The organism is Spirillospora sp. NPDC127506, assembly GCF_040302145.1.
Classification (GTDB): domain Bacteria; phylum Actinomycetota; class Actinomycetes; order Streptosporangiales; family Streptosporangiaceae; genus Spirillospora.
The window spans coordinates 98,752-120,068 of the sequence record NZ_JBEORG010000023.1 but is presented as its reverse complement, the minus strand read 5'-3'; the positions used below and the strand labels follow the sequence as shown (position 1 = coordinate 120,068).

General features: G+C 75.7%; 23 protein-coding genes and 1 pseudogene. 10 read left to right on the top strand and 14 right to left on the bottom strand.

Going from position 1 to position 21,317, the window contains the following annotated elements; translation table 11 throughout:
- Positions 1 to 78: 78 nt before the first annotated feature.
- From ABTW95_RS22250 to ABTW95_RS22200, 11 genes and pseudogenes are all read right to left on the bottom strand, one after another.
- Positions 79 to 588: a hypothetical protein gene (locus tag ABTW95_RS22250; RefSeq protein WP_500227280.1), complete on the bottom strand. Its 510-nt coding sequence runs from the start codon at positions 586 to 588 to the stop codon at positions 79 to 81.
- Between the two features lie 25 nt (positions 589 to 613).
- A complete protein-coding gene (cydD, locus tag ABTW95_RS22245) occupies positions 614 to 2,302 on the bottom strand; it encodes a thiol reductant ABC exporter subunit CydD (RefSeq protein WP_500227279.1) in 1,689 nt (562 codons plus the stop codon).
- A gap of 11 nt (positions 2,303 to 2,313) precedes the next feature.
- A complete protein-coding gene (locus ABTW95_RS22240; RefSeq protein WP_500227278.1) occupies positions 2,314 to 3,069 on the bottom strand; it encodes a cytochrome d ubiquinol oxidase subunit II in 756 nt (251 codons plus the stop codon).
- 87 nt (positions 3,070 to 3,156) lie between these two features.
- Positions 3,157 to 4,389 carry a cytochrome ubiquinol oxidase subunit I gene (locus ABTW95_RS22235; RefSeq protein ID WP_500227277.1) on the bottom strand — a complete coding sequence of 411 codons (1,233 nt, stop codon included), beginning with the start codon at positions 4,387 to 4,389 and terminating at the stop codon, positions 3,157 to 3,159.
- Between the two features lie 135 nt (positions 4,390 to 4,524).
- A complete protein-coding gene (locus tag ABTW95_RS22230; RefSeq protein ID WP_500227276.1) occupies positions 4,525 to 5,658 on the bottom strand; it encodes an MFS transporter in 1,134 nt (377 codons plus the stop codon).
- A gap of 116 nt (positions 5,659 to 5,774) precedes the next feature.
- Positions 5,775 to 6,338 carry a TIGR03086 family metal-binding protein gene (locus tag ABTW95_RS22225; RefSeq protein ID WP_500227275.1) on the bottom strand — a complete coding sequence of 188 codons (564 nt, stop codon included), beginning with the start codon at positions 6,336 to 6,338 and terminating at the stop codon, positions 5,775 to 5,777.
- Positions 6,339 to 6,432: 94 nt separating this feature from the next.
- Complete coding sequence (locus ABTW95_RS22220) at positions 6,433 to 7,035, bottom strand: dihydrofolate reductase family protein (RefSeq protein WP_500227274.1); 603 nt, start codon at positions 7,033 to 7,035, stop codon at positions 6,433 to 6,435.
- Positions 7,032 to 7,886: a metalloregulator ArsR/SmtB family transcription factor gene (locus ABTW95_RS22215; RefSeq protein WP_500227273.1), complete on the bottom strand. Its 855-nt coding sequence runs from the start codon at positions 7,884 to 7,886 to the stop codon at positions 7,032 to 7,034. The genes ABTW95_RS22220 and ABTW95_RS22215 overlap by 4 nt, the downstream gene beginning before the upstream one ends.
- A 781-nt stretch (positions 7,887 to 8,667) precedes the next feature.
- Positions 8,668 to 8,859 (bottom strand): annotated as a pseudogene (locus tag ABTW95_RS22210) (GNAT family N-acetyltransferase); the annotation flags it as partial.
- Positions 8,860 to 9,391: 532 nt separating this feature from the next.
- Positions 9,392 to 10,114, bottom strand: coding sequence for a DUF72 domain-containing protein (locus tag ABTW95_RS22205; protein WP_500227272.1), 723 nt, complete (start codon positions 10,112 to 10,114; stop codon positions 9,392 to 9,394).
- Positions 10,115 to 10,152: 38 nt separating this feature from the next.
- Complete coding sequence (locus tag ABTW95_RS22200; RefSeq protein ID WP_500227271.1) at positions 10,153 to 10,608, bottom strand: hypothetical protein; 456 nt, start codon at positions 10,606 to 10,608, stop codon at positions 10,153 to 10,155.
- Between the two features lie 81 nt (positions 10,609 to 10,689).
- Between ABTW95_RS22200 and ABTW95_RS22195 the strand changes: the two genes are divergently transcribed.
- A complete protein-coding gene (locus ABTW95_RS22195; protein ID WP_396450932.1) occupies positions 10,690 to 11,706 on the top strand; it encodes a tyrosine-type recombinase/integrase in 1,017 nt (338 codons plus the stop codon).
- A gap of 51 nt (positions 11,707 to 11,757) precedes the next feature.
- Here ABTW95_RS22195 and ABTW95_RS22190 read toward each other — a convergent pair whose 3' ends face one another.
- Positions 11,758 to 12,393 carry an HAD family hydrolase gene (locus ABTW95_RS22190; protein ID WP_396450934.1) on the bottom strand — a complete coding sequence of 212 codons (636 nt, stop codon included), beginning with the start codon at positions 12,391 to 12,393 and terminating at the stop codon, positions 11,758 to 11,760.
- A 46-nt stretch (positions 12,394 to 12,439) separates the two neighbouring features.
- On the bottom strand, positions 12,440 to 12,889 hold the full coding sequence (locus ABTW95_RS22185) for a DUF1707 SHOCT-like domain-containing protein (RefSeq protein WP_500227270.1): 450 nt from the start codon (positions 12,887 to 12,889) through the stop codon (positions 12,440 to 12,442).
- Positions 12,890 to 13,088: 199 nt separating this feature from the next.
- Here ABTW95_RS22185 and ABTW95_RS22180 point away from each other — a divergent pair, with 199 nt between their 5' ends.
- The 3 genes from ABTW95_RS22180 to ABTW95_RS22170 all read left to right on the top strand — a co-directional run bounded on the left by ABTW95_RS22180 (position 13,089) and on the right by ABTW95_RS22170 (position 15,498).
- The gene (locus tag ABTW95_RS22180; protein WP_500227269.1) at positions 13,089 to 13,766 is read left to right on the top strand and encodes a DedA family protein; all 678 of its coding nucleotides are present in this window, start codon (positions 13,089 to 13,091) and stop codon (positions 13,764 to 13,766) included.
- A gap of 125 nt (positions 13,767 to 13,891) precedes the next feature.
- Positions 13,892 to 14,659, top strand: coding sequence for a phosphatase PAP2 family protein (locus ABTW95_RS22175; protein WP_500227268.1), 768 nt, complete (start codon positions 13,892 to 13,894; stop codon positions 14,657 to 14,659).
- A gap of 200 nt (positions 14,660 to 14,859) precedes the next feature.
- On the top strand, positions 14,860 to 15,498 hold the full coding sequence (locus ABTW95_RS22170) for an NADPH-dependent F420 reductase (protein ID WP_500227267.1): 639 nt from the start codon (positions 14,860 to 14,862) through the stop codon (positions 15,496 to 15,498).
- Between the two features lie 206 nt (positions 15,499 to 15,704).
- Here ABTW95_RS22170 and ABTW95_RS22165 read toward each other — a convergent pair whose 3' ends face one another.
- Positions 15,705 to 15,908 carry a hypothetical protein gene (locus ABTW95_RS22165; protein ID WP_396454528.1) on the bottom strand — a complete coding sequence of 68 codons (204 nt, stop codon included), beginning with the start codon at positions 15,906 to 15,908 and terminating at the stop codon, positions 15,705 to 15,707.
- A gap of 182 nt (positions 15,909 to 16,090) precedes the next feature.
- On the opposite strand from ABTW95_RS22165, the gene ABTW95_RS22160 reads away from it, so the two are divergent.
- From ABTW95_RS22160 to ABTW95_RS22135, 6 genes are all read left to right on the top strand, one after another.
- Positions 16,091 to 17,431 carry a sensor histidine kinase gene (locus ABTW95_RS22160; protein WP_500227266.1) on the top strand — a complete coding sequence of 447 codons (1,341 nt, stop codon included), beginning with the start codon at positions 16,091 to 16,093 and terminating at the stop codon, positions 17,429 to 17,431.
- Positions 17,428 to 18,093: a response regulator gene (locus tag ABTW95_RS22155; protein WP_500227265.1), complete on the top strand. Its 666-nt coding sequence runs from the start codon at positions 17,428 to 17,430 to the stop codon at positions 18,091 to 18,093. The genes ABTW95_RS22160 and ABTW95_RS22155 overlap by 4 nt, the downstream gene beginning before the upstream one ends.
- A 77-nt stretch (positions 18,094 to 18,170) precedes the next feature.
- Positions 18,171 to 18,842 (top strand): RNA polymerase sigma factor, encoded by a 672-nt coding sequence (locus ABTW95_RS22150; protein WP_500227264.1) that lies wholly within the window; start codon positions 18,171 to 18,173, stop codon positions 18,840 to 18,842.
- Positions 18,839 to 19,609, top strand: coding sequence for a methylated-DNA--[protein]-cysteine S-methyltransferase (locus ABTW95_RS22145; RefSeq protein WP_396454529.1), 771 nt, complete (start codon positions 18,839 to 18,841; stop codon positions 19,607 to 19,609). The genes ABTW95_RS22150 and ABTW95_RS22145 overlap by 4 nt, the downstream gene beginning before the upstream one ends.
- A gap of 136 nt (positions 19,610 to 19,745) precedes the next feature.
- Complete coding sequence (locus ABTW95_RS22140; RefSeq protein WP_500227263.1) at positions 19,746 to 20,822, top strand: NAD-dependent epimerase/dehydratase family protein; 1,077 nt, start codon at positions 19,746 to 19,748, stop codon at positions 20,820 to 20,822.
- Between the two features lie 92 nt (positions 20,823 to 20,914).
- Positions 20,915 to 21,166, top strand: coding sequence for a hypothetical protein (locus tag ABTW95_RS22135; protein WP_396450952.1), 252 nt, complete (start codon positions 20,915 to 20,917; stop codon positions 21,164 to 21,166).
- The last annotated feature ends 151 nt before the right edge of the window (positions 21,167 to 21,317 follow it).

The following is a 21,317-nucleotide window of genomic DNA, read 5'->3' as shown; positions in this document are numbered from 1 at the left end:
ATCGCGTTCGCACCAGTTTCTTGTTCGCGAACTCGTCGAGCCCGAACCTGCCGAGTTCCCGGCCGATCCCGGAGTTCTTCACACCACGCCCGCGGCCGCCAGACCCGCCGCCAGCACCGCGCCCGCCGGGGCGTGGACCGCCGCGCACACCGCCACGCCCGCCGCCCCGCACGCCACCGCCGCGACCGCCGGCAGGACGCACCGCAGCACCAGGTCCTGGACGGCGTCCACGTCCGACACCATCCGCGCCAGCGCGTCCCCGTCCCGCATCCGCGGCCGCGCCCGCGGGCCCGCCGCCGCCAGCGCGTCGAACACCCGGCCCCGCAACTCCGCCAGCGCCCGCAGCGCCGCGTCGTGCCCGGCCAGCCGCTCCGCGTACCGCAGCGACCCCTTCGCCAGCGCGAACGCCCGCACCGCCACGATCGCCGACGACAGCGCCGCCAGCTCCGGCCGCTGCGCCGCCCGCGCGATCAGCCACGCCGCCGCGGCGATCAGCCCCAGCCCGCTCAGCTCCGCCGCCGCGCCCGCCAGGGCGGCGGCGGCCAGCCGCGGCGCGTGCGGCCGCACCGCACCCCACACACCCCTCACGACAGCCCCCTCACGGCTCGTGCCGTCACGCCGCGGCCATCCCGGCCGGCCCTGTTGCGGCCGGCCCTGTTGCGGCCGGCCCTGTTGCGGCCGGCCCTGTTGCGGCCGGCTCGACGACCCGGCCGCCCTCCAGCCGCACCACCCGGTCCGCGGCCCCCAGCAGCGCCGGGCGATGCGCCACCAGCACCGCCGTGCGGCCCTGCAGCAGCCGCCCCGCCGCCTCCACCAGCGCCCGCTCGCTGCGCAGGTCCAGCCGCGCCGTCGGCTCGTCCAGCAGCATCACCGCGCCGCCCGCCAGGAACGCCCGCGCGATCGCCAGCCGCTGCCGCTGACCCGCCGACAGCCCCGCCCCGCCCTCACCCAGCACCGTCGCGTACCCGCGGGGCAGCTCCCCGATGAACTCCTCGGCGGCGGCCGCCCGCGCCGCCTCCCGCACCCGCTCATCACCGGCGTGCGGGTCGCCGAGGCGGATGTTGTCGGCCACCGACGCCGCGAACAGGTGCGGACGCTGCGGCACCCACCCCAGCCGCGCCCGCCACTCCCGCACGTCCAGCTCCGCCAGGTCGACGCCGTCCACCAGAACACGGCCGGACGCGGGGGAGACCAGCCCGGCCAGCACCAGCAGCAGCGTCGACTTGCCCGCACCCGACGGGCCCGCCACCGCCACCCGCTCACCCGGCGCCACGCGCAGCGACACCCCCTCCAGCGCCGCCCGCTCCGCACCCGGATACCGCACCGTCACCCCCTCCAGCACGATCTCCGGCACCCGCCCGGCCGCGACGACCCGCCCGCGCGGCGCGGGAGCGGGCGCGGGCGCGTCGAGCGCCGCGAACGCCTCCCGCGCCGCCGCCACGCCCTCCGCGCTCGCGTGGAACCGCTGCCCCAGCGCCCGCAGCGGCAGGTACGCCTCCGGCGTCAGCACCAGCACCAGCAGCCCCGTCGCCAGCGCCATCCGCCCCTCCAGCAGCCGCAATCCCACCGGGACCGCCACCAGCGCCACCGACAGCGCGCACACCAGCTCCAGCACCAGCGACGACAGGAACGCCACCCGCAGCGCCCGGACCGTCGCGCGGCGGTGCTCGCCCGCCAGCTCCCGCACCACCCGCGACTGGTGCCCGGCCCGGCCGAACGACCGCAGCGTCCCAAGGCCCGCCAGCACGTCCCGGAAATGCCCGCCCAGCCGGTGCAGCAGCCCCCACTGCCGGCCCGTCAGCGCCGCCGTCCGCATCCCCACCAGCGCCCCGAACACCGGCACCAGCGGCAGCGTCACCGCCACCACCAGCGCCGACGCCCAGTCCGCCGGGAACAGCCGCGCCAGCACCAGCGGCGGGACGGCGCACGCCGCCAGCAGCTGCGGCACGTACCCGGTGAAGAACGGGTCGACCGCGTCCAGCCCCCGCGTCAGCAGCGTCACCCGCGCCCCCCCCCCACCCGTCTCATCCGCCCTGGCGCGCAGCAGCGCCTCCCGCAGGCCCCGCTTCGCCCGCGCCGCCGCCCGGCCCGCGACCAGCGTCACCGCCCACGCCAGCACCGCCCGCCCGGCCACCGCGGCCGCCAGCCACGGCAGCGGACCCGCCTCCAGCCCCGCCACCGCCCGCACCAGCAGCTCCGCCTGCGCCACCAGCAGGACGCCCTGCCCCGCCGCCAGCACCCCCAGCAGCAGCACCGCACGCCGCGGCAGCAGCCGCAGCAGGCGCCGCTCGACCGCCCTCACCGCCGCCCCTCTCACAGGTAGGACGGGCCCTGGACCCGCCCCCGGAACGTCCACCACACCAGCGCCTGCGACGCCAGCAGGAACGGCAGCACCGCCACCGTCCCCACCACCGTCAGCGACAGCCCGCCGCCACCGGCCACCACCTCCGACCACGGCACCTCGACGCCCGCCACCACCGGCGCGCACGCCATCACCAGCGCCGACAACCCGTACCGCGCCGGGAACCGCGACGCCCGCCGCGCCAGGCCCGCCGGCAGCCGCCACCGCGCGAACCCCGCCCCGTGCCAGGCGAACAGCGCCGCCAGCGGCACCCCCAGCACGCTCCCGGCGTTCATCCCGCCGCCGAACGGCCCCCAGCCCAGCAGCGAACCCAGCACCGACCCCCACGCCAGCGCCAGCGCCCAGCTCCCCGCCACGATCGCGCCGTCCCACACCGACCGCCACGCCGCCGCGTCCACCCGGCCCCGCAGCCACAGCCCCATGTCCCGCACGACCCACCCGATCAGCAGCACCGCGAACAGCGGGTACAGCTCCTCCAGCAACCGGTGCTCCAGCCCCGGGAACGCGCCCGCCACCAGGCCCGCCGCCGCCACCAGCCACACCTCGTTGCCCAGGAAGAACGGCGCGAACGACGCGATCACCAGCCGCCGCTCCCGCTGGTCGCGGCCCAGCCAGGGCAGCAGCATCCCCACCCCGATGTCCGCGCCGGCCAGCACCAGGTACCCGCCGGCGAACAGCGCCAGCAACACCACCGCGAGAGAATCCATCGTCAGGCTCCCGTCGAAACGTCACATGTCAGATCACAGGCCGCGCCACACGCCAGGACGCGCACCAAGCCGCGCACCGGCCGCCCGTCAGAACGTCGCGGTCACCACCGGCGCGGCGGGCTCCGCCGGGGGAGCGGCCCCCAGCCCCGCGCCCCCCGGCCCCCGCCGCGCGAACCGCGCCAGCAGCCACGCGTTCACCGCGAACAGCGCCGCGAACAGCACCGAGAACGCCGCGGACGACACCGCGACCGTCCCCGCCCCGACCCCCGGCGACAGCGCGTCCTCGGTCTTCAGCACCCCGTACACCATCCACGGCTGCCGCCCCACCTCGCGGAACACCCAGCCCGAGATCATCGCCACGTACGGCAGCGGCACCGCCGAGATCATCAGCACGTGGAACACCCGCCCCCGCACCAGCCACCGCCCGAACGGGAACTTCACCAGCGCGACCGCCGCGACCAGCATCATCAGCAGCCACATCGTCACCATCAGGCCCTCACCGACCCGCGCGAGCGCCGGCGACATGTACTCGCCCGGCCCGAACCGCGCCGTGAAGTCCGCCACCGCGGCCGCCGCGTCGTGCCCGCCCGACTTCGTCGGCTGGACGTAGCGGAACTGCATCCCCCCGAACACCACCACCGGCATCACCGACACGATCACCGTCAGCAGCCCGATCCGCATCGACCGCCGGAAGAACTCCACCTCCGCCGTCCGCCGCAGCAGATGAAAACCGCTCACCCCCGCCATGAAGAAACCCGCCGTCAGCAGACCCCCGAACAGGATGTGGAAGAACGCCAGCAGCGCCGTCGGGTTCGCCAGCAGCGCCCCCGCGTCGGTGAGCCGCGCCGCGCCGTCCACCATCTCGAACCCCACCGGACGCTGCAGCCACCCGTTCGCCACCAGCACGAAGTACGCCGACAGGTACGCCGTCAGCGTCACCACCCAGATCAGCGCCAGGTGCACCCACCGGTTCAACCGGTCCCCCCCGAAGATCCACAACCCCAGGAACGTCGACTCCACGAAGAACGCGATGATCGTCTCCAGCGCCAGCGGCGCCCCGAACACGCTCCCCGACACCCGCGACAGGCCCGACCAGTTCAACCCGAACTGGAACTCCATCACCAGCCCCGTGACGATCCCCACCGCGTAGTTCACCACGTACAACTGGCCCCAGAACCGCACCATCCGCGCATGCACCGCGCTGCCCGACACCGTCGCCCGCGTCTGCGTCAACGCCACCAGCGTCGCCAGGCCCAGCGTCAACGCCACGAACAGGAAATGCGTCCCCGCCGTCAACGCGAACTGCACCCGCGCAAGCATCAACGCATCCATCGGCACACGCTCCAAGAATCGGTCCGCAAACGACCCCACGATCCTCGGCGCGCACCGCCCGCCGGCGAATCAGGCGCGAGCGTGCAACCGCCCTGCGCCTTTGGCGTAACGGCCCGGCACCGCCTACATCTCGCGATGTACACGCCCGCGCCGCGCCCCCGACCACAGGACCAGCGCCACCACCGCGTACGGCACCGCCGCCGCCCCCATCAGCGCCCCCGCGCCCGCCCACCGCGAACCCAGCGCCCACCCCGCGAACGCCAGCACCGCCACCGTCTCCGCACCGAACCCCGCCACCGACGTCACCGTCGCCCGCGCACCGTCCCCGATCCGGGCCTGCAGCCGCGCGTCCGCCGCCGCCATCGCCCACCGGAACACCCCGAACGCGGCCGCGACCCCCACCAGCCCCGCCGGGCGCCCGCTCAGCGACCCCGCCGCCAGGCACACCGCGCCCACCACCAGCACCGGCGCCAGCCACCCGGCACGCCGCCCCGCCAGCCACCCGCCGACCGCGTCACCGACCGTCACCACCAGCACCAGCAGCGGCACCGACGCCTCCGCCGCCCCCGTCGACCGCACCAGCAGCGGCACGTACTCGTCCAGCGACGTCACGCCCTCCAGCACCACCACCAGCACCAGCGCCCACCGCACCGCCGGCTCACCCCGCACCTGCGCCCACCCCTCGCGCACCACCGCACCCAGCGAGGGCTCCTCCCGCTCCCCGGAGCCCCGCGACTCCGGCAGGAACCACCCGGCCACCGCGCACAGCGCGCACGCCGCCGCACTCGCCGCCCCCAGCGCCCGGTACCCGCCCGCGGCCAGCACCGGCGACGCCACCGCCGACGCCGCGACCACCGCCAGCAGCGACACCGCCTCCGACCGGCCGATCAGCCGCGCGTACGCCCCCGCCGCCCCGGCCCGCTCCAGCTCCTCGTACACCAGCGCCTGCATCGTCCCCGACCGCAGCGCCGACCCCGCGCCCCACAAAACGAAACCCGCGGCGAACACCGGATAGGAGGGGAAGAACGCCCACGACGCGAAACCCGCCCCCGCCAGCAGGGGAGCGGCCATCAGCAGCAGCCGCCGCGAGAACAGGTCCGCCCACAGACCGGACGGCAGCTCCAGCGAGAACGTCGTGACCGACCAGATCACGAACAACGACGAGATCGCAGCAGGAGACAACCCGGTATCGGCGAACAACACCGCATATACCGGATACAGAAGAACGAAATCCTCGAGGAACGCGTAGGTGTACAACCTCCGCGCGATCCCCGCCTCAGGTGAAGATCAATGTCGTCGGCGCATACCCGCACCCTAACCGCCGCCCCGCCCCCTCGCACCCCGATAACCGGGCCCTGGGGGAGGGGAGCGGCTCACACCCCCGGATCCCGCCCGAACAACCCCAGCAGCCGCGCCCCATCACCGGCCCCGGCCGCCACACCGACCTCCGGACCCACGATCCCCGCCTCACGGCCGCGCGGCACCAGCCGCTCCGCCGTCCGCAGAGCCGACCGCACCAGATCCGCGTCGAACTCCACCGCCTGCCCGGTGGCCCGCGCCAGATCCCACGTGTGCACCAGCAGCTCCGGCAGGCACCCCACCAGCCACTCCCGCAGCGGCATGGCGTCCCCGAACGCCAGCGAGACCAGCCGGTCCAGCGCCTCGGGCGTCAGCTCCGCCGCCATCCGCGCCCGCACCGCACGCCAGGACGCCACCGGATCCGCGCCGGCGACCTCCCGCCAATCCGGATCGTCCTGGGGGAGGGGCCGCCCCGCCGCCCGCAACTCCACCACCAGCAGCCCGGCGATGACATGCCCCGCCACATCGACCGCCGCCCACCCCTCGCACGGCGACGGCGACAGCCACCGGTCCTCGGGCACCGCCGCCAGCACCGCCTCGAACCCGTCCAAAGCCCGGACGAACACCTCAGGAACCATGCGACACCACCCGGAACCGGCCACGACCACGCGGACCCCGCCACTGTAACGATCACCCGGGCCCGCAGCCCCGGTCATCGCGGAGCAGGCCGGCTCACCGCACCCGGTCGTACACCAGGCACAACGTGCCGTGCTCGCCCGCGGCCTCCCTCGCCAGCGCCCACCGCCCCGCGGGCAGACCGTCGTCGAACAGGCGCGGCCCGCCGCCGAGGAACACCGGGAACACCGTGAACGCCAGCCGGTCGACCAGGTCGTCCGCCAGCAGCGCCTTGATGACGCTCGGGCTGGACGGCACGAAGATGTCACCGCCCCCGGCCGCCCTGAGACCCGCGACCACCTCCGACACCGGCCCGCCGACGACCCTCGTCCGCTCCCACGGCGCCTCGCCCAAAGTCGCGGACAGCACGACCTTGTCGGTGCCGACGAGCCACTTCGCAAAGCCCTCGTCACGCGGGTCCACGCCCTCCATGCCGATGACCGTCGGCCAGAAGCCCATGAAGCCCTCGGCGTTGACCCGCCCCAGCAGGGCCGTCGTCGCCGGCTCCCACAGGCCGGTCAGGTGGTCGCGGGCCGCGTCCGTCACGGCGTACGGCATCACCCACCCCATGTCCAGCGGGTCCTCCGGCTTGGCGTACCGGCCGTCGAGGGAGAGGGCGATGTTGGTGACGACCCTGCGGCCGCCGGTCTGCTCGGTCATTCCGTACTCCTTGTCCCGGTGCCCCGCGTCTCGGTGCCCCGCGCCACGAGGGCCGCCGCGAGCCTGTCGAGGCTCTGCCCGAAGCCGATCTCGATCCCCGCGATGAAATCCGCCGAATCGACCGTGCTCCCCGACACCCCGTAGAGGACGTCCAGCTCCGTGCCCGCGCCGGCGGGCCGGAGATCGAAGACGAGACGCCCGGTGAACGCCGGACCGCCGCCCGGCAGCAGAGGCGACAGCCGGTAAGCGAGACGCTCACCGCGCCGCACCTCCTCCACGACCCCCTCCGCACGTCCCACGACCACGTCCGAGCCGTCGGCGTCCTCGGCATCGCGGTACTCCAGGACGATCCGCCCGCCCTCCCGCGCCTCGAACACGACCTCGGAAACCCGCAGGTCGTCGGGCGTCCACCACCGGCGCAGCAGCGCGGACTCGGTCAGGTGGCACCAGACCGCCTCCGGGCTCCCCGCCAACGACCGGCGGAACGCGAACGAGCGGCCGTCGGCCCACCCCGGCTCGCGCGCGGCGAGCCGTTCCGCGCCCAGCCTGGCCCCGTACCGCTCGAAGGTCTCACGAGACCCGCCGCCCCGCTCCGCCGTGTCGGCGAGCCGGCCCAGCGCCTCCGCCAGCTCCCGCAGGGGAGCGGACCGGAGCGCGTAGATGCGGCGCTGACCGATGCGCTCGGACGTGACGATCCCCGCACGCTCGAGAGTCTGCAGGTGCTTGGTCGTCTGCGGCTGCCGCGCCCCGGCGAGCTGCGCGAGGACCCCGACCGACCGGGGCCGCTCGGCCACCAACGCGACGAGCCGCCACCGGACCGGATCGGCCAGCGCCGCCAGGACTGCCTCCACGGCGCAAAGTATTCCTCTAAACGAATATTCGTGTCAAGGAATATTCGTTTGGCTCATGGTCGGAGCGTCATCACCGGGGGAGAGGCCGCGGGTTGCCGCACGGCGGGGGACCGCCGCGTCCGGTCGCACCACCTCCGCTCCTCGGCCGGCGGAACGACGGGCGCGAAGCACTCATGGCGACTGGAACACCCGGTCGCGGACACGGTCGTCCGTTGATCACCGTTACCGGCCCCGGCCGACGCGGGGGAGAGCAGGCAGTTCCCCACGCGCACTGCGAGGAGCGCCGCCGGCGGCAGACGGCGACGCCGCACCGCATCGGGTCATGCGCTGGGTGGCAGATGGAATGTTCACGCCAGCAGCTCTCGCCCAGAGGCGACCAGCGGCAACGCGTCAGCTGCAGCAGAATCGTGCGGCCGGTACGGGACGAGATCGCGGCTCAGCGCAAGCCACGCGGCTCAGTGCGCACGGCAGGCAGGCCGCGACGCAGGTGAGAGGTGGGCCGTGAGCCGAGGCCGCCGAGGAGGCCGGGCCCGAGCGGCGAGTGAAACGCGGGAACGTCGTCAGTCCTGTGAGCGGCCCGGAAAGCCGGGGAGGCCCCTCTTCCGGCTTCTGAAGGTTCTACTTAACATAATGTACATTATCGACCAACCGTGAGACCGGCTGGAAGCGGGGCGATCCGGGCGCGATTCGCACCGCGCGCACGGGGCGCGCGCAGTCGGATTCCGCAAGCCGGGCACCGGGTCCGCGCGAGGCGGCCGGGCGCCGCTGCGGGTCGGGCGGGTCAGGGCACCTCGGCGGCGCCGAGGGCGATCCAGTAGCGATCTTCGCCGCGGATGCGGCCGTCGTGGACGCCGCCGTTCGCGATGATCACCCGGCGGGACGGCTCGTTGTCGGCCGAGCACGTCAGCAGGACGCGGTCCAGCCCGAGCCGGCGGCACTCCACCAGCCCGGCGGCCAGCATCCGCGTCGCGTGGCCGCGCCGCCGTCATGGCGTGACGACGTGGTAGCCGACGTGCCCGCCGATCTCGGCCAGCTCCAGGCGTCAGGCGGTGCCGCACGATCAGCGTGCCCAGATACCGCTCGCCCGAGATGTACCAGAACGTCGTGCACGGGACGCCCCAGCGCACCAGGACGCCCCGGCGCCGCGCGACGAACGCGTCGAAGTCGCGGTACGCCTCGTCCAGCCAGTCCGCGGAGCCGCCGTCCGCCTCCTGGTCGGCGCGTTCCCCGGCCAGGAACGACGCCCGCACCGCGGTGGTCGGCGCGGCCAGGCGCGGCGGCGGGACGAGATCGCTCATGGCCCGAGTCTGCCGGAGTCTCACGCCCTGTCCCCCCGCGGGAGGTTGCTCAAGGGCATGGCGCGCGGACATGGGAAGCTGGTCCGGCACAGGAACCGACGTCTGGTGCGCGCCGAAACGGCCCCCTCCTCCGCCGGGGCCGCGCTACTCCCCTGGGGTTAACCGGACAGAAGCTGAATTCTGTCCGGTTTGCGCATTTTCTCCCCTTTAGTCCGTTTGTGTGGGGCGTGCGGTGAGGTCGGTGAAGCGGAGCGCGTCGCGGACGGCGGCGCCGCCCGGGTCGTTGTTGAAGTACACGTAGGCGTCGTCGGCGCCGGCGAGCTCGTCGGCCCAGCTCTTGAGGGTGTCGTCGGCGTAGCGGGGCCAGGGCTCGGCCGGGCCTTCGTGGAACCGCAGGTAGAGCCACCCGGCGGTGCGCCAGAGGGGCGTCTGGGGGCGGCCGAGCCGGTCGGTCCAGCACAGCGCGGCGCCGTGGTCCTCCAGGACGCGGCGGGTCCGGTCCGTCCACCACGTGGGGTGCCGGGGTTCGACGGCGACGCGGACGCCGGCCGGGAACTCGCGCAGACAGGCGGCGAGGCGGTCGGGGTCGGCGCGCAGGGTCGGCGGGAGCTGCAGCAGGACGGGCCCGAGCTTGGGGCCGAGGCCCGCGGCGGCGTTCATGAGGCGGGCGACGGGTTCGGCCGGGTGGATGAGGCGTTTCATGTGGGTGAGGTAGCGGCTGGCCTTCACCGCCATGACGAACCCGGGCGGGGTGCTGCCGCGCCACAGCTCGAACGTCTCGCGGCCGGGCAGCCGGTAGAAGGCGTTGTTGTTCTCCACCGTCGGGAAGACCTCGCTGTAGCGGTGCAGCCAGCGGCGCTGCGGGAGGCCCGGCGGGTACAGGACGCCGCGCCAGTCGGCGTACATCCATCCCGATGTGCCGATCAGCATCGGCTCCTCCCCCGCGTCCGGCGGTGCCCGCCGGGTGGTCATACCCGCCGGTGGGGTTCCAGGACGCGGATGTAGTCGACGAGCCGGACGCCGATCTCGAAGGGGACGTCGGGGCCGTCGAGGTCGAGGTCGGGCCAGGTCTCGGAGATGCGGCGCCAGGTGCCGCGGCCCAGGAACGCGCCGGCGACGGGTTCGCCGCCGAGTTCGGCGCGCCAGCGGGGTTCGGTGGTGAGCAGGCGGGCGAGGGCGTCCTGGTTGGCGGGTTCGTCGCGGTGCTCGGCGTGGAAGCCGATCTCGACGGCGTGGGCGCGGGCGCCGGGGGCGAGTTCGGCGGGGATGATCTGGGCCTCGTAGTGCTCGCGCTGGGGTGCGGGGTCGCCGAACCATGCCTTGACGCCGTTGTGGCGCACCTGGACGCGGGGGCGTCCGAGGGCGGGCGGCGTGGATCCCCGGATGATCTCGCCGACCTGGTCGAACAGCGCGCGGTCCGTCATCGTGCCGATCCTACGGGCGTTCTGTCGGTGGCGGGCGGTAGCGTCCGGCGGGTGCGTCCTTCCGGTGTTCAGCGTCTGACGGTGGCCGAGTGCGTGGACCGGTACGGGGAGATGGTGCGGGCGAAGGCGGCGACGGGTGCGCTGGCGCCGGCGTCGGCGGAGGTGTACGTGCGGGACGCGGCGACGTTCGCGGCGCTGGCGGGCGCGGAGCGGGTGCTGGACGATCTGACCGGCGAGGACGTCGATGAGGTGCTGCTTCGGTTCGCGCGCAAGCCGGATGAGCGGCGGCGGGTGCGGGCGGTGGAGCCGGGGGGCGGTCCGTCGCAGAGCGCGGCGTCGCAGGCGCGGTTCCGGCGTTCGGTGTCGGCGCTGTTCCGGTACGCGGTGGTGGCGGGGTGGGTGCAGCTGAACCCGATGGACGCGGTGACGGTGCGGCCGAAGCAGCGGGGCGGGCTGCGCGCGGAGCGGCGTGCGCTGACGGTGGAGCAGGCGGAGGGGCTGCTGGGTGCGGCGCGGGGGCTGGCGGAGGAGCCGGCGGCGGCGCGGCGGCGGCGTGATCAGCGGACGGAGCTGCGGGACGGGTTGATCGTGCTGCTGCTGGCGGCGGTGGGTCCGCGGGTGTCGGAGCTGACGGCGGCGAACATCGAGGACTTCTTCGTCAACGGGGGGACGCGGTACTGGCGGATCTTCGGCAAGGGCGGGCGGACGCGGGACGTGCCGCTCCCCCGTCCGGTGGTGGAGGTGCTGGACGCGTATCTGGCGGACGGGCGGCGGCTGCTGGACCGGGGGCGGGAGCCGAAGGCGCTGCTGCTGTCGTGGCGGGGGCGGCGGCTGGCGCGGGGTGATGTGCAGGGGGTGATCGACCGGGTGCTGGAGCGGGTGGAGCCGGGGCGGCGGCGGAGTGTGACGCCGCACGGGCTGCGGCATACGACGGCGACTCATCTGCTGGCGGCGGCGACGGACATGGACGCGGTGCGGCGGGTGCTGGGGCATGCGGACCTGTCGACGCTGGGTCGTTACCGGGACGAGTTGCCGGGTGAGCTGGAGGCGGCGATGCGGGTGCATCCGCTGCTGGGGTCGGTGGAGGGGGGCGGGTGACGCGCGCCGCTCCCCCAAGGCCTGTGCCGTCCCCTGGGGGGCGGCGGGCGGTCAGGTGGTGAGGGTGCGGGCGAGGGCGTAGACCTCGGTGAGGTCGGTGCCGCGGTAGTCGAGGGCGGCGATGCCGGCGAGGTGGTGGTCGGCGTTGACGGCGACGGTGTTGGTGAGGTGCCTGAACAGGGGCGCGTCGGACATGGAGTCGCCGTAGGCGGTGCATTGGTCGACGTCGAGCCCGTGGCGGGCGCGCAGTTGTTCGGTGATGCGGACCTTGTCGGCGGGGGTGAGGATGCCGGCGGGGTCGAGGGTGCCGGTGAAGGGCAGGGGCGGGAAGCGGGAGGCGATGACGTCGTCGAAGCCGAGGTCGAGGAGGTGGCGGGCGAAGAAGTCGGGCGACATGGTGATGACGGCGGAGTGCTCGCCGCGGGCGCGGATGTCGGCGCAGACGTCGGCGATGCCGGTGAGCCAGGTGGCGGCGGTGTAGGCGGCGGCGACGGTGTCGGGGGTGAGGTCGCGCCAGAGCCGGTGGATCTCGATGGAGAAGCCGCGTGTGTCGAGGGTTCCGGCGGCGAAGCGGGCCTCGAGTTCGCGGAGTTCGGGGAGGGTGCCGAGGTGCCGGGCGATTTCGAGGTTGGCGGTGGTGCCGGTGAGGAGCGTGCCGTCCATGTCGAAGATGTGCAGGTGTCCCACAGGGTGTGGAGTGTGCCGGATGCGGGGGCGGGGCCGCGAACGGTTTTCAGTCGTCGCGGGCGGGCCAGATGGCGTAGGAGATGAGGATGGCGGCCCAGATGGCGAGGGGCGCGGCGGGCCAGTAGAACGTCCACTCCCCTGCGCGGAGGGCGGTGGCGGCCCAGATGGCGGTCATGACGGCGGCGCCGCCGGTCCAGTAGCGCCATTCGGCGGCCCATGCGCGTTCGTCGGCTTCGTCCTGGGCGGCGCGCCGGGCGTGTTCGGTCCGGGTGCGGGCGGTCTGGGACGGGGGCAGGTCGGCGGTGAGGCGGTGCAGGTCGCCGCGGGTGGTGGCGGTGAGGGCCTGCTGGAGGCGGCGGTGTTCGGCGGTGTCGAGGGCGCCGTCGGCGAGGGCGTCGCCGAGGCGTTCGGCGGTGGTGTCGCGGTCGTGGTCGGAGGCGCGGACGGGGTCGCCGCAGGGGTCGTCGTGGGGCGGGTTGTGGGGCGGGTGTCGCATGGCGGCTCCGTGGCGGGCGGTGTGGCGGGCGGTGTGGTTCCAGGGTGGCGCGGCGGCGGGCGGCGGGTCCTCCTTCGGTATGAGGATCGGGTCGTACATCGTTCGCAGGACGCGGGGCGGGACCTCTGCCGAAGGTCGGGGGCCGCGGTGGCCGTTCGCGGGATCCGCGGGGCGGTGATCGTTTTCTAGCGTCGGGGGCATGGGCGGGGTTGCGGGTCTGGTGGACACGGCGGTGACGTCGCCGTGGTTCTACCTGGTGCTTTTCGCGGTCGCGGCGATCGACGGGTTCTTCCCGGTGGTGCCGAGTGAGAGCTTGGTGATCACGGCGGGGGTGTACGCGGCGGCGGGTGCGCCGGAGCCGGTGCTGGTGGCGGCGTCGGCGGCGCTGGGCGCGTTCGCCGGTGATCACGTGTCGTATCTGGTGGGGTGCCGGGTGGGCGGGCGGCTGGTGCGGGGGCTGCGGCCGGGGACGCGGCGGCATGCGGTGTTCGCGTGGGCGGGGGGTGCGCTGGCCGAGCGGGGCGGGCTGGTGCTGGTGGTGGCGCGGTATGTGCCGGGCGGGCGGACGGCGGTGACGGCGGCGATGGGCGCGGTGGGCTACCGGTTGCGGTGGTTCTCGTTGTTCGCGGCGGTGGCGGCGGTGTCGTGGTCGGTGTACGGGGTGGTGCTGGGCGTGGTGGGCGGGGCGGCGTTCGAGGGCGATCCGGTGCGGGGTGCAGCGGTGGGGCTCGGGTTGGCGCTGGCGGTGACGGGCGCGGTGGAGGGGGTGCGTTTCGTGCGGCGGCGCCGCCGGGCGGCGGCCGGTGGGCGGGGGCCGCGGCGGGACGCGGAGGCGGCGGGGCGGGCCGAGCGGGTGGGGCCGTTGTCCGGCGGGTGATGGCGGGAAAGTGACAGGCTTTCGGTGATGGTGGCCGTAGGGTGAACTTCGGCGGTCGGCCCGGTGTCTCAAGGGTGTCGGCCCATGGGTGTCGGGCGGGGCCGCCCGCGAGTGTGAGGGAGAGCATGGGAGCGCCGGATTTCAGCGCCGATCTGTACCGGGAGATCACCGATTTCGCGCAGGGGACGCCGTCCTGGGTGCATGAGGCGGCGGACGTGGGGACCGACGCGGGGCTGCTGCTGTTCGCCGTGCTGTTCGTGGTGGGCTGGTGGCGGGCCCGGGGTCTGGACGCGCGGGCGATGGGGCTGGCGCTGGCGGCGCCGTTCGCGGTGGTGTCGGCGTATCTGGTGAGCGAGGTGTCGAAGTCCTTCATCGAGGAGGAGCGGCCGTGCCGGGCGGTGGCGGGGGCGGTGCACATCGCGGCGTGCCCGCCGCAGGGCGACTGGTCGTTCCCGAGCAACCACGCGACGATCGCGGCGGCGTCGGCGGCGGCGATCGTGGTGGCGTGGCGGGCGATGGCGCCGGTGGTGCTGCCGCTGGCGGCGCTGATGGCGTTCTCGCGGGTGTTCGTGGGCGTGCACTATCCGCATGATGTGGCGGCGGGGTTCCTGGTGGGAGTCGTGGTGGCGCCGGTGGTGGCGCTGGTGCTGGTCCGGGTGCTGGGTCCGCTGGTGACGTCGTTGCGGGGCGTGGCGGCGGGCGCGGTGCTGCTGGGTACCGGTCCGGCCGCGGCGGGCTCGCCGCTGGGAGGGCCGTTGGGAGGGCCGTTGCCGCATGCCGGTATGGGCGCGCCGGCCGGTGCGGCGCAGGTGAACGCTCCCCTGGAGGACGCGGCGGTGACGATGCCGGACGTGATGGGCGGCGTGACGCGCCGCCAGGGCCCTCTCCCCTAGCCGAGACGGGCCGGCGGGGCCGTCCCGGTGGTGCTGAGGCGCCGCCGGGGCGGCCCTTTCTCGTGGGCGCGCGGTTCGGGTTCTGCCCTCTCCCCCGGTGTCATAGCCGTTGGTTATCACTGCGGGTATTGGACGGGCCGGGGGTGGTCCGCCCAGCATGGGCCGCGTTGCGACCACGGTTGGAAGGCGGGGACGGCGAGATGCGGATTGCGGTGCTGGGCACGGGCGAGGTGGGGCGCGGGCTGGCGTCGGCGCTGGTGAGCGCCGGGCATGAGGTGGCGCTGGGGTCGCGGACCGCGGACAATGCGCGGGCGGCGGAGTGGGCGCGTGAGCACGGCGGCCGCCACGGGGACTTCGCGGGCGTGTGCCGGGACGCGGAGGTGGTGGTGAACGCCACGAACGGCGCGGCGTCGCTGGAGGCGCTGGGGGCGGCCGGTGATCTGTCGGGCCGGGTGGTGGTGGACGTGGCGAATCCGCTGGACTTCTCGGCGGGGTTCCCGCCGGCGGTGCTGGCGCCGGGCGGGCTGAGCCTGGCCGAGCGGATCCAGGAGGCGTTCCCGGGGGCGCGGGTGGTGAAGACGCTGAACACGATGAACGGGACGGTGATGGTGCGGCCGTCGTCGGTGCCGGGGCCGCATGTGGTGTTCGTGTCGGGGGACGACGAGGACGCCAAGCGGGTCACGGCCGGTCTGCTGGGGGGTTTCGGGTGGCCGGGCGAGCGGATCGTGGATCTGGGGCCGCTGTCGACGGCGCGGGCGGTGGAGCAGCTGGTGTCGCTGTGGCTGGTGCTGTACGGGCGGCTGGGCACGGCGTCGTTCAACTTCGGGGTGCACCGCTGACGCCGACAACGCGCGGGCGCCGCCGGCGAGGCCGCCGCCGACCTGGGCGATGACGCGGTGGGCGACCTTCGGGGACAGGTAGGCGGCGCCGCCGGCGACGGCGCGGACGCCGGCGATGAGCTCGCGGGGGTCGCCGGATTTGAGGAGGAAGCCGCCGGCTCCGCCGGACAGGGCGTGGGCGATGTACTCGTCCTCGCCGAAGGTGGTCAGGATGATGATGCCGGTGGCGGGGGCGGCGCGGCGCAGTTCGCCGGCGGCGGCCAGGACGCCTGCCCGGGCCGCGGCGGGGACATCATGCCGGTGGCGGCGGGGAGGGCCAGGGCGGCGTACAGCAGGACGTCCTTGACCAGCGCGCCGCGGGTGGGGCGGCGCGCGGCGGCGCGCAGCGCGGACGGCCGCAGCGCGCGCACGCCAGCGGTCGCGGCACCGGTCGCGGCGGTGCGGGCGGTGGCGCGGGCGGGTGCCGTGGGCCGCGGAGGCGTTCACGGGCCCCGCGCTACTGGCCGGTGAACTGCGGTGTTACTGCCGAAGGTCAGGGGTGCCCCCGGGGTGAAGATCGCGGGGCGGGGTGCGGCTGAACTACGGTTGGCCCGTGACAGCGCCTGCGATCCGCCGTGCGATGCGGGCCCGGCTGCGCCGCCTGCGGGACCTGGCGCGCGGCCCGGCCGGCGACGCGGTCCTCGCGGCGGCGGCGCTGGTGGTGACGGTGTGGCTGAGCGAGGCGGCCGCCAAGCCCGGGGACCGTCCGCTGTGGCCGGGCGGGCTGGCGCTGATCGCGGTGGGGACGCTTTCGCTGGCGTGGCGGCGCCGGTTCCCGGTGGCGGTGCTGGCGGTGGCGGTGGCGGTGCCGCCGCTGTACTACCCGTTGGGGTATCCGGACGGGCCGGTGGCGGTGCTGCTGTGGGTGGCGCTGTTCAACGCGGCGGTGGAGTGCCGGCTGGTGGTGTCGCTGGGCGCGGTGATCGCCGCCAACGCGGGGTTCCTGGCGCTGTCGCTGGCGGCGGGCGGGGACCGCAGCGACGACCCGGACGCGATCACCGACGCGCGGGGGGTGGCGTCGTTGACGCTGGGGCTGCTGGTGATGGTGGCGCTGGGGCAGTACGTGCGCGGCCGGCGGGACCGGGCGGAGGCGGCCGAGCGGCGCGCGGCGGAGGCCGAGCGGGACCGGGAGGCCGAGGCGCGGCGCCGTGCGGTGGCCGAGCGGCTGCGGATCGCGCGGGAGCTGCACGACGTGCTCGCCCACCAGATGTCGCTGATCAACGTGCAGGCCGGGGCGGCGCTGCACCGCCGCGGCGACCCCGAGCGGGCGTATGCGGCGCTGGAGGCGATCCGGGCGGCCAGCAAGGAGACGCTGCGGGAGCTGCGCGGGGTGCTGGGCGTGCTGCGGCAGGTCGACGGGTACGGCGCCGGCGGGTGCGACGCCGGCGGGTCCGGTGCGGGGGCGGGCGGGCCGGCGGCGCCTGCGCCGTCGCTGGCGCGGGTCGGTGAGCTGCTGGACCGGGCCGCGCAGGCCGGGCTGGAGGTGCGGCGGTCCGGTGATCTGCCGGAGCCCGGGGCGGCGGGGACGGCGGTGCTGGAGGCGGTGCCGGCGCCGGTGGGGCCGGCCGGGTACCGGATCGTGCAGGAGGCGCTGACCAACGCCGTCCGGCATTCGGGTGCGGCGGCGGTGGCGGTGGAGGTGCGGTGCCTGCCCGATGCGGTGACGGTGGTGGTGGAGGACGACGGCGCCGGCCCGGGCGGGGGCGGGGCGGCCGCGGAGGGCAACGGGCTGCGGGGCATGCGGGAGCGCGCCGCGGCGGTCGGCGGGGAGCTGACCGCGGGACCGGGCCCGGCGGGCGGGTTCCGGGTGGCGGCGCAGCTGCCGCTGGACGGCGGCGGCCGGCCGGGCCGCGCGGCGGACGACGAGACGGCGGACATGGAGGAGAGCGCGTGATCCGGGTGATGCTGGCCGACGACCAGACGCTGGTGCGGGCGGGTTTCCGGTCGATCCTGGAGGGCGAGGACGACATCGAGATCGTCGCCGAGGCCGGGGACGGGGAGCAGGCGGTGGCGCGCGCCCGGGAGCTGCGGCCCGACGTGGTGCTGATGGACATCCGGATGCCGGTGCTGGACGGGCTGGAGGCGACCCGCCGGATCATCGCCGACCCGCGCCTGGCCGGCGTGCGGGTGGTGATCTTGACGACGTTCGACCTGGACGAGTACGTGTACGGGGCGATCAAGGCGGGGGCCAGCGGGTTCCTGGTGAAGGACACCGAGCCGCCGGAGCTGATCCACGGGGTGCGGGTGGTGGCGCGCGGCGACGCGCTGCTGGCGCCGGCGGTGACGCGGCGGCTGATCGCCGAGTTCGCGTCCCGGATCTCCGCGCCGCCGCCCGCCGCGGAGCTGAACGAGCTGACCGACCGGGAGCGGGAGGTGCTGGAGCTGGTCGCGGCGGGCCTGTCGAACGAGGAGATCGCCGGGCGGCTGGTGCTGTCGCCGGCGACGGCGAAGACGCATGTGAGCCGTATCCTGGCCAAGCTGGGGGCGCGGGACCGGGCGCAGCTGGTGGTGCTGGCCTACGAGACCGGCGTGATCCGCCCCGGCTGGCTCGGCTGACCCCCGCCCGCCCCGTGCCGTCCCGGGGTGTTCCGCGAGCGGTGCAACCGGGCGGGCGGGGGCGGTGTTGAACGGATGTGACGGTTACGGACGAGGCTGCTGCGCGCCCCCCGGCGGGCGGCGCCCGCGACGCGGCGGGCGCGCAGGTCGCGGCGGCGCTGGCGCGGGACCTGGACGAGGGGTTCGCGGCCCTGTACGAGGCGTACCGGGGCGCGGTGTTCTCCACCGCGCTGCGGCTGTGCGGGCGGTGGGCCGAGGCCGAGGACCTGTCGGCGGAGGCGTTCCTGCGCGCCTACCGGGCGCTGGCCGGGTACGGGCCGGACCGCGTCGCGGGGCTGCGGCCGCGGGCGTGGCTGCTGGCGATCCTGACGAACGTGTGGCGCAACAGCCTGCGGTCGGCGGCGCGGCGCCCCGCGTCGGCGGGCCCGGTCGAGGACGTCGCGGACCCGCCCGACCCGGGCGAGGGCGTGGAGGACGCCGCCGCGCGCCGCGAGACCGGCCGCGAGCTGGCGGCGCTGCTGGCCGAGCTGCCGGCGGCGCAGCGGGCCGCGGTGGTGCTGCGGCACGTGACGGATCTGCCCGTCGCCGAGGTGGCGGCGGTGCTGGACCTGCCGGAGGGCACCGTGAAGTCGCACGTGTCGCGGGGGCTGGCGCGGCTGCGGCGGCTCCGCGCCGACCGGCAGGAGCCGGACGGAGGACCGGAACGGCAGACGCCGAGAGGGCAGACACAGGGAGGGGGTCCGCGATGACCGGGACCGACCGGCCGGAGGGCGAGCTGGCGCGGGAGCTGGCGGGGCTGGCCGCCGACGCGCCGCCCGCGCTGCTGGACCGCATCGCCGCGCGCCGCGTCCGCGTGCCCGGGCCGCTGGAGGACGGGCCGCTGGCCGGGCTGCAGGTCGCGTTCACCGACCGGGGCGTGGCCTTCCTGCGCGCCGGGATGGGCGAGCGGGAGTTCGCCGAGGCGTTCCGGTCCCGGTTCGCGCGGCCGCTGCTGCCCGCCGCCCGCCCCCCGGCCGGGCTGCTGCCGGCGCTGCGCACCGGCCGGGCCGGGGGGCTCGCGCTGGACCTGCGGGGCCTGAGCGACTTCGAGGCCGCCGTGCTGGCCGCCGCCGCGCAGATCCCGCGCGGGCAGACCCGCCCGTACGCGTGGGTGGCGGCGCGGGCGGGGCGTCCGCGGGCGGTGCGGGCGGTCGGGTCGGCGCTGGGCCGCAACCCGGTGCCGCTGCTGATCCCCTGCCATCGGGTGACCCGGTCGGACGGGTCGCTGGGCGACTACGTGTTCGGCGCGGAGGCCAAGGAGCGGCTGCTGCGCGCCGAGGACGTGGACGTCGACGGCGCGGCCGAGCTGGCGCGGCGCGGGGTGCGGCTGGTCGGCTCGGACACCACCGGGATCGTGTGCTACCCCACGTGCGGGGACGCGCGGCGGATCGGGCCCGGTCACCGGCGCGGGTTCGCGACCCTGGCGGCGGCGCGGGCGGCCGGGTACCGCCCGTGCCTGCACTGCCGCCCCACCTGACCGGCCCCCACCCGACCGGGCGGGAGGTCGGCGGCGGGGCGCGGGCATAGATCGGCGCAGGCCGGGAATGGGGCCGTCCACCTGCGGGGACGCGCCCGTCCCGCACCGAGGACCGCCGACCGAGGGGGAGATCGCCATGCGCGTCGTCGTCACCGGCGCCACCGGCAACATCGGGACCAGCACGCTGCGCGCGCTCGCCGAGGACCCGGCCGTCACCGCCGTCACGGGGCTGAGCCGGCGCGAGCCCGGGCCGGGCGCGGCGCGGGAGACCGACCCGGCCGGCACCGGCAAGATCGAGTGGGCGGAGGCCGACGTCACCGACAGCGACCTGGTGCCGCTGATGCGCGGCGCCGACGTCGTGATCCACCTGGCGTGGCTGTTCCAGCCCACGCACCGGCCCGCGGTCACCTGGGACGCCAACGTGATCGGCAGCGGCCGGGTGTTCGACGCCGTCGCCGAGGCGGGGGTGCCGGCGCTGGTGTACTCCTCGTCGGTCGGCGCCTACTCCCCCGGCCCCAAGGACCGCGCGGTGGACGAGTCGTGGCCGACGCACGGGTGGCCGGGCGCCGCCTACTCGCGGGAGAAGGCGTACGTGGAGCGGCTGCTGGACGCGTTCGAGGCCGCCGATCCCGGCCGCCGCGTGGTGCGGCTCCGGCCGGGGTTCGTGTTCGAGCGGCAGAGCGCCGGCGAGCAGCGGCGGCTGTTCGCCGGGCCGCTGCTGCCGGGCCGGCTCGCCCGCCCCGACCTCATCCGGGTCGTGCCGGACATGCCGGGCCTGCGGATGCAGTTCCTGCACTCCGCCGACGCCGGGCAGGCGTTCCGGCTCGCCGCGACCCGGGACGTGCGCGGCGCGTTCAACATCGCCGCCGATCCCGTCGTCGACGCCGCCGAACTCGCCGACCTGCTGGGCGCCCGCACCGTCCGGGTGCCGCGGCGCGGGGTGCGGGCCGCGCTGGCCGCCGCGTGGAACCTGCACCTGGTGCCCGCCTCGCCCGGCCTGTTCGACCTGGCCTTGGAGATCCCGGTCATGGACACCTCGCGGGCCCGCACCGAGCTCGGCTGGACGCCCCGGCACAGCGCCCGCGAGGCGTTCGCCGAGTTCCTGGAGGGGCTGCGCGCCGGGTCGGGGCGCGACACCCCGCCGCTGGCGCCCGGCACCGGCGGCCCAGCCCGCGCCCGCGAGTTCGCCACCGGCGCGGGCCGCAAACCCTGACCCCCTGCCGCCGGCGCGGGCGTCCCGGCGCATCCCACCGTTCAGCGACTGTTCAGCGACCATGTCCACCGCACGCTCTCGGAGGTCACCAGATGCCCACGATCACTTCCGACCACCTGCACACCCTGCTGGCCTCCACCGACCGCGACGCCGCGCTGGTGGTCGTCGGGGGCCGCGCCACCGTCGTCCCCACCGACCCCAGCCGCGGCGGCGGCCCCGAGGACGCGATGGTGATCACCACGCGGGACGCCGTCATCGCCGAACTGGACACCGGCGCCAACGAGGAGCAGATCGAGGCCCTGGCGCAGCGCCTGGACGTCGCCCTGGAGAGCCTCGGCGGCTGACGGGAACCGGCCCGGCTCCTCGCCGCCTCACGGACGCAGTGGGCAATATTTCGGGCGCTCCATGGAAGAGGACCCCGCATGCCCGCTTCCGTGCGCGTGATCGGGGTGCCGGTCCTCGCCTCCCCGGGGCGGCTCCGGTCACCGCCGCGCC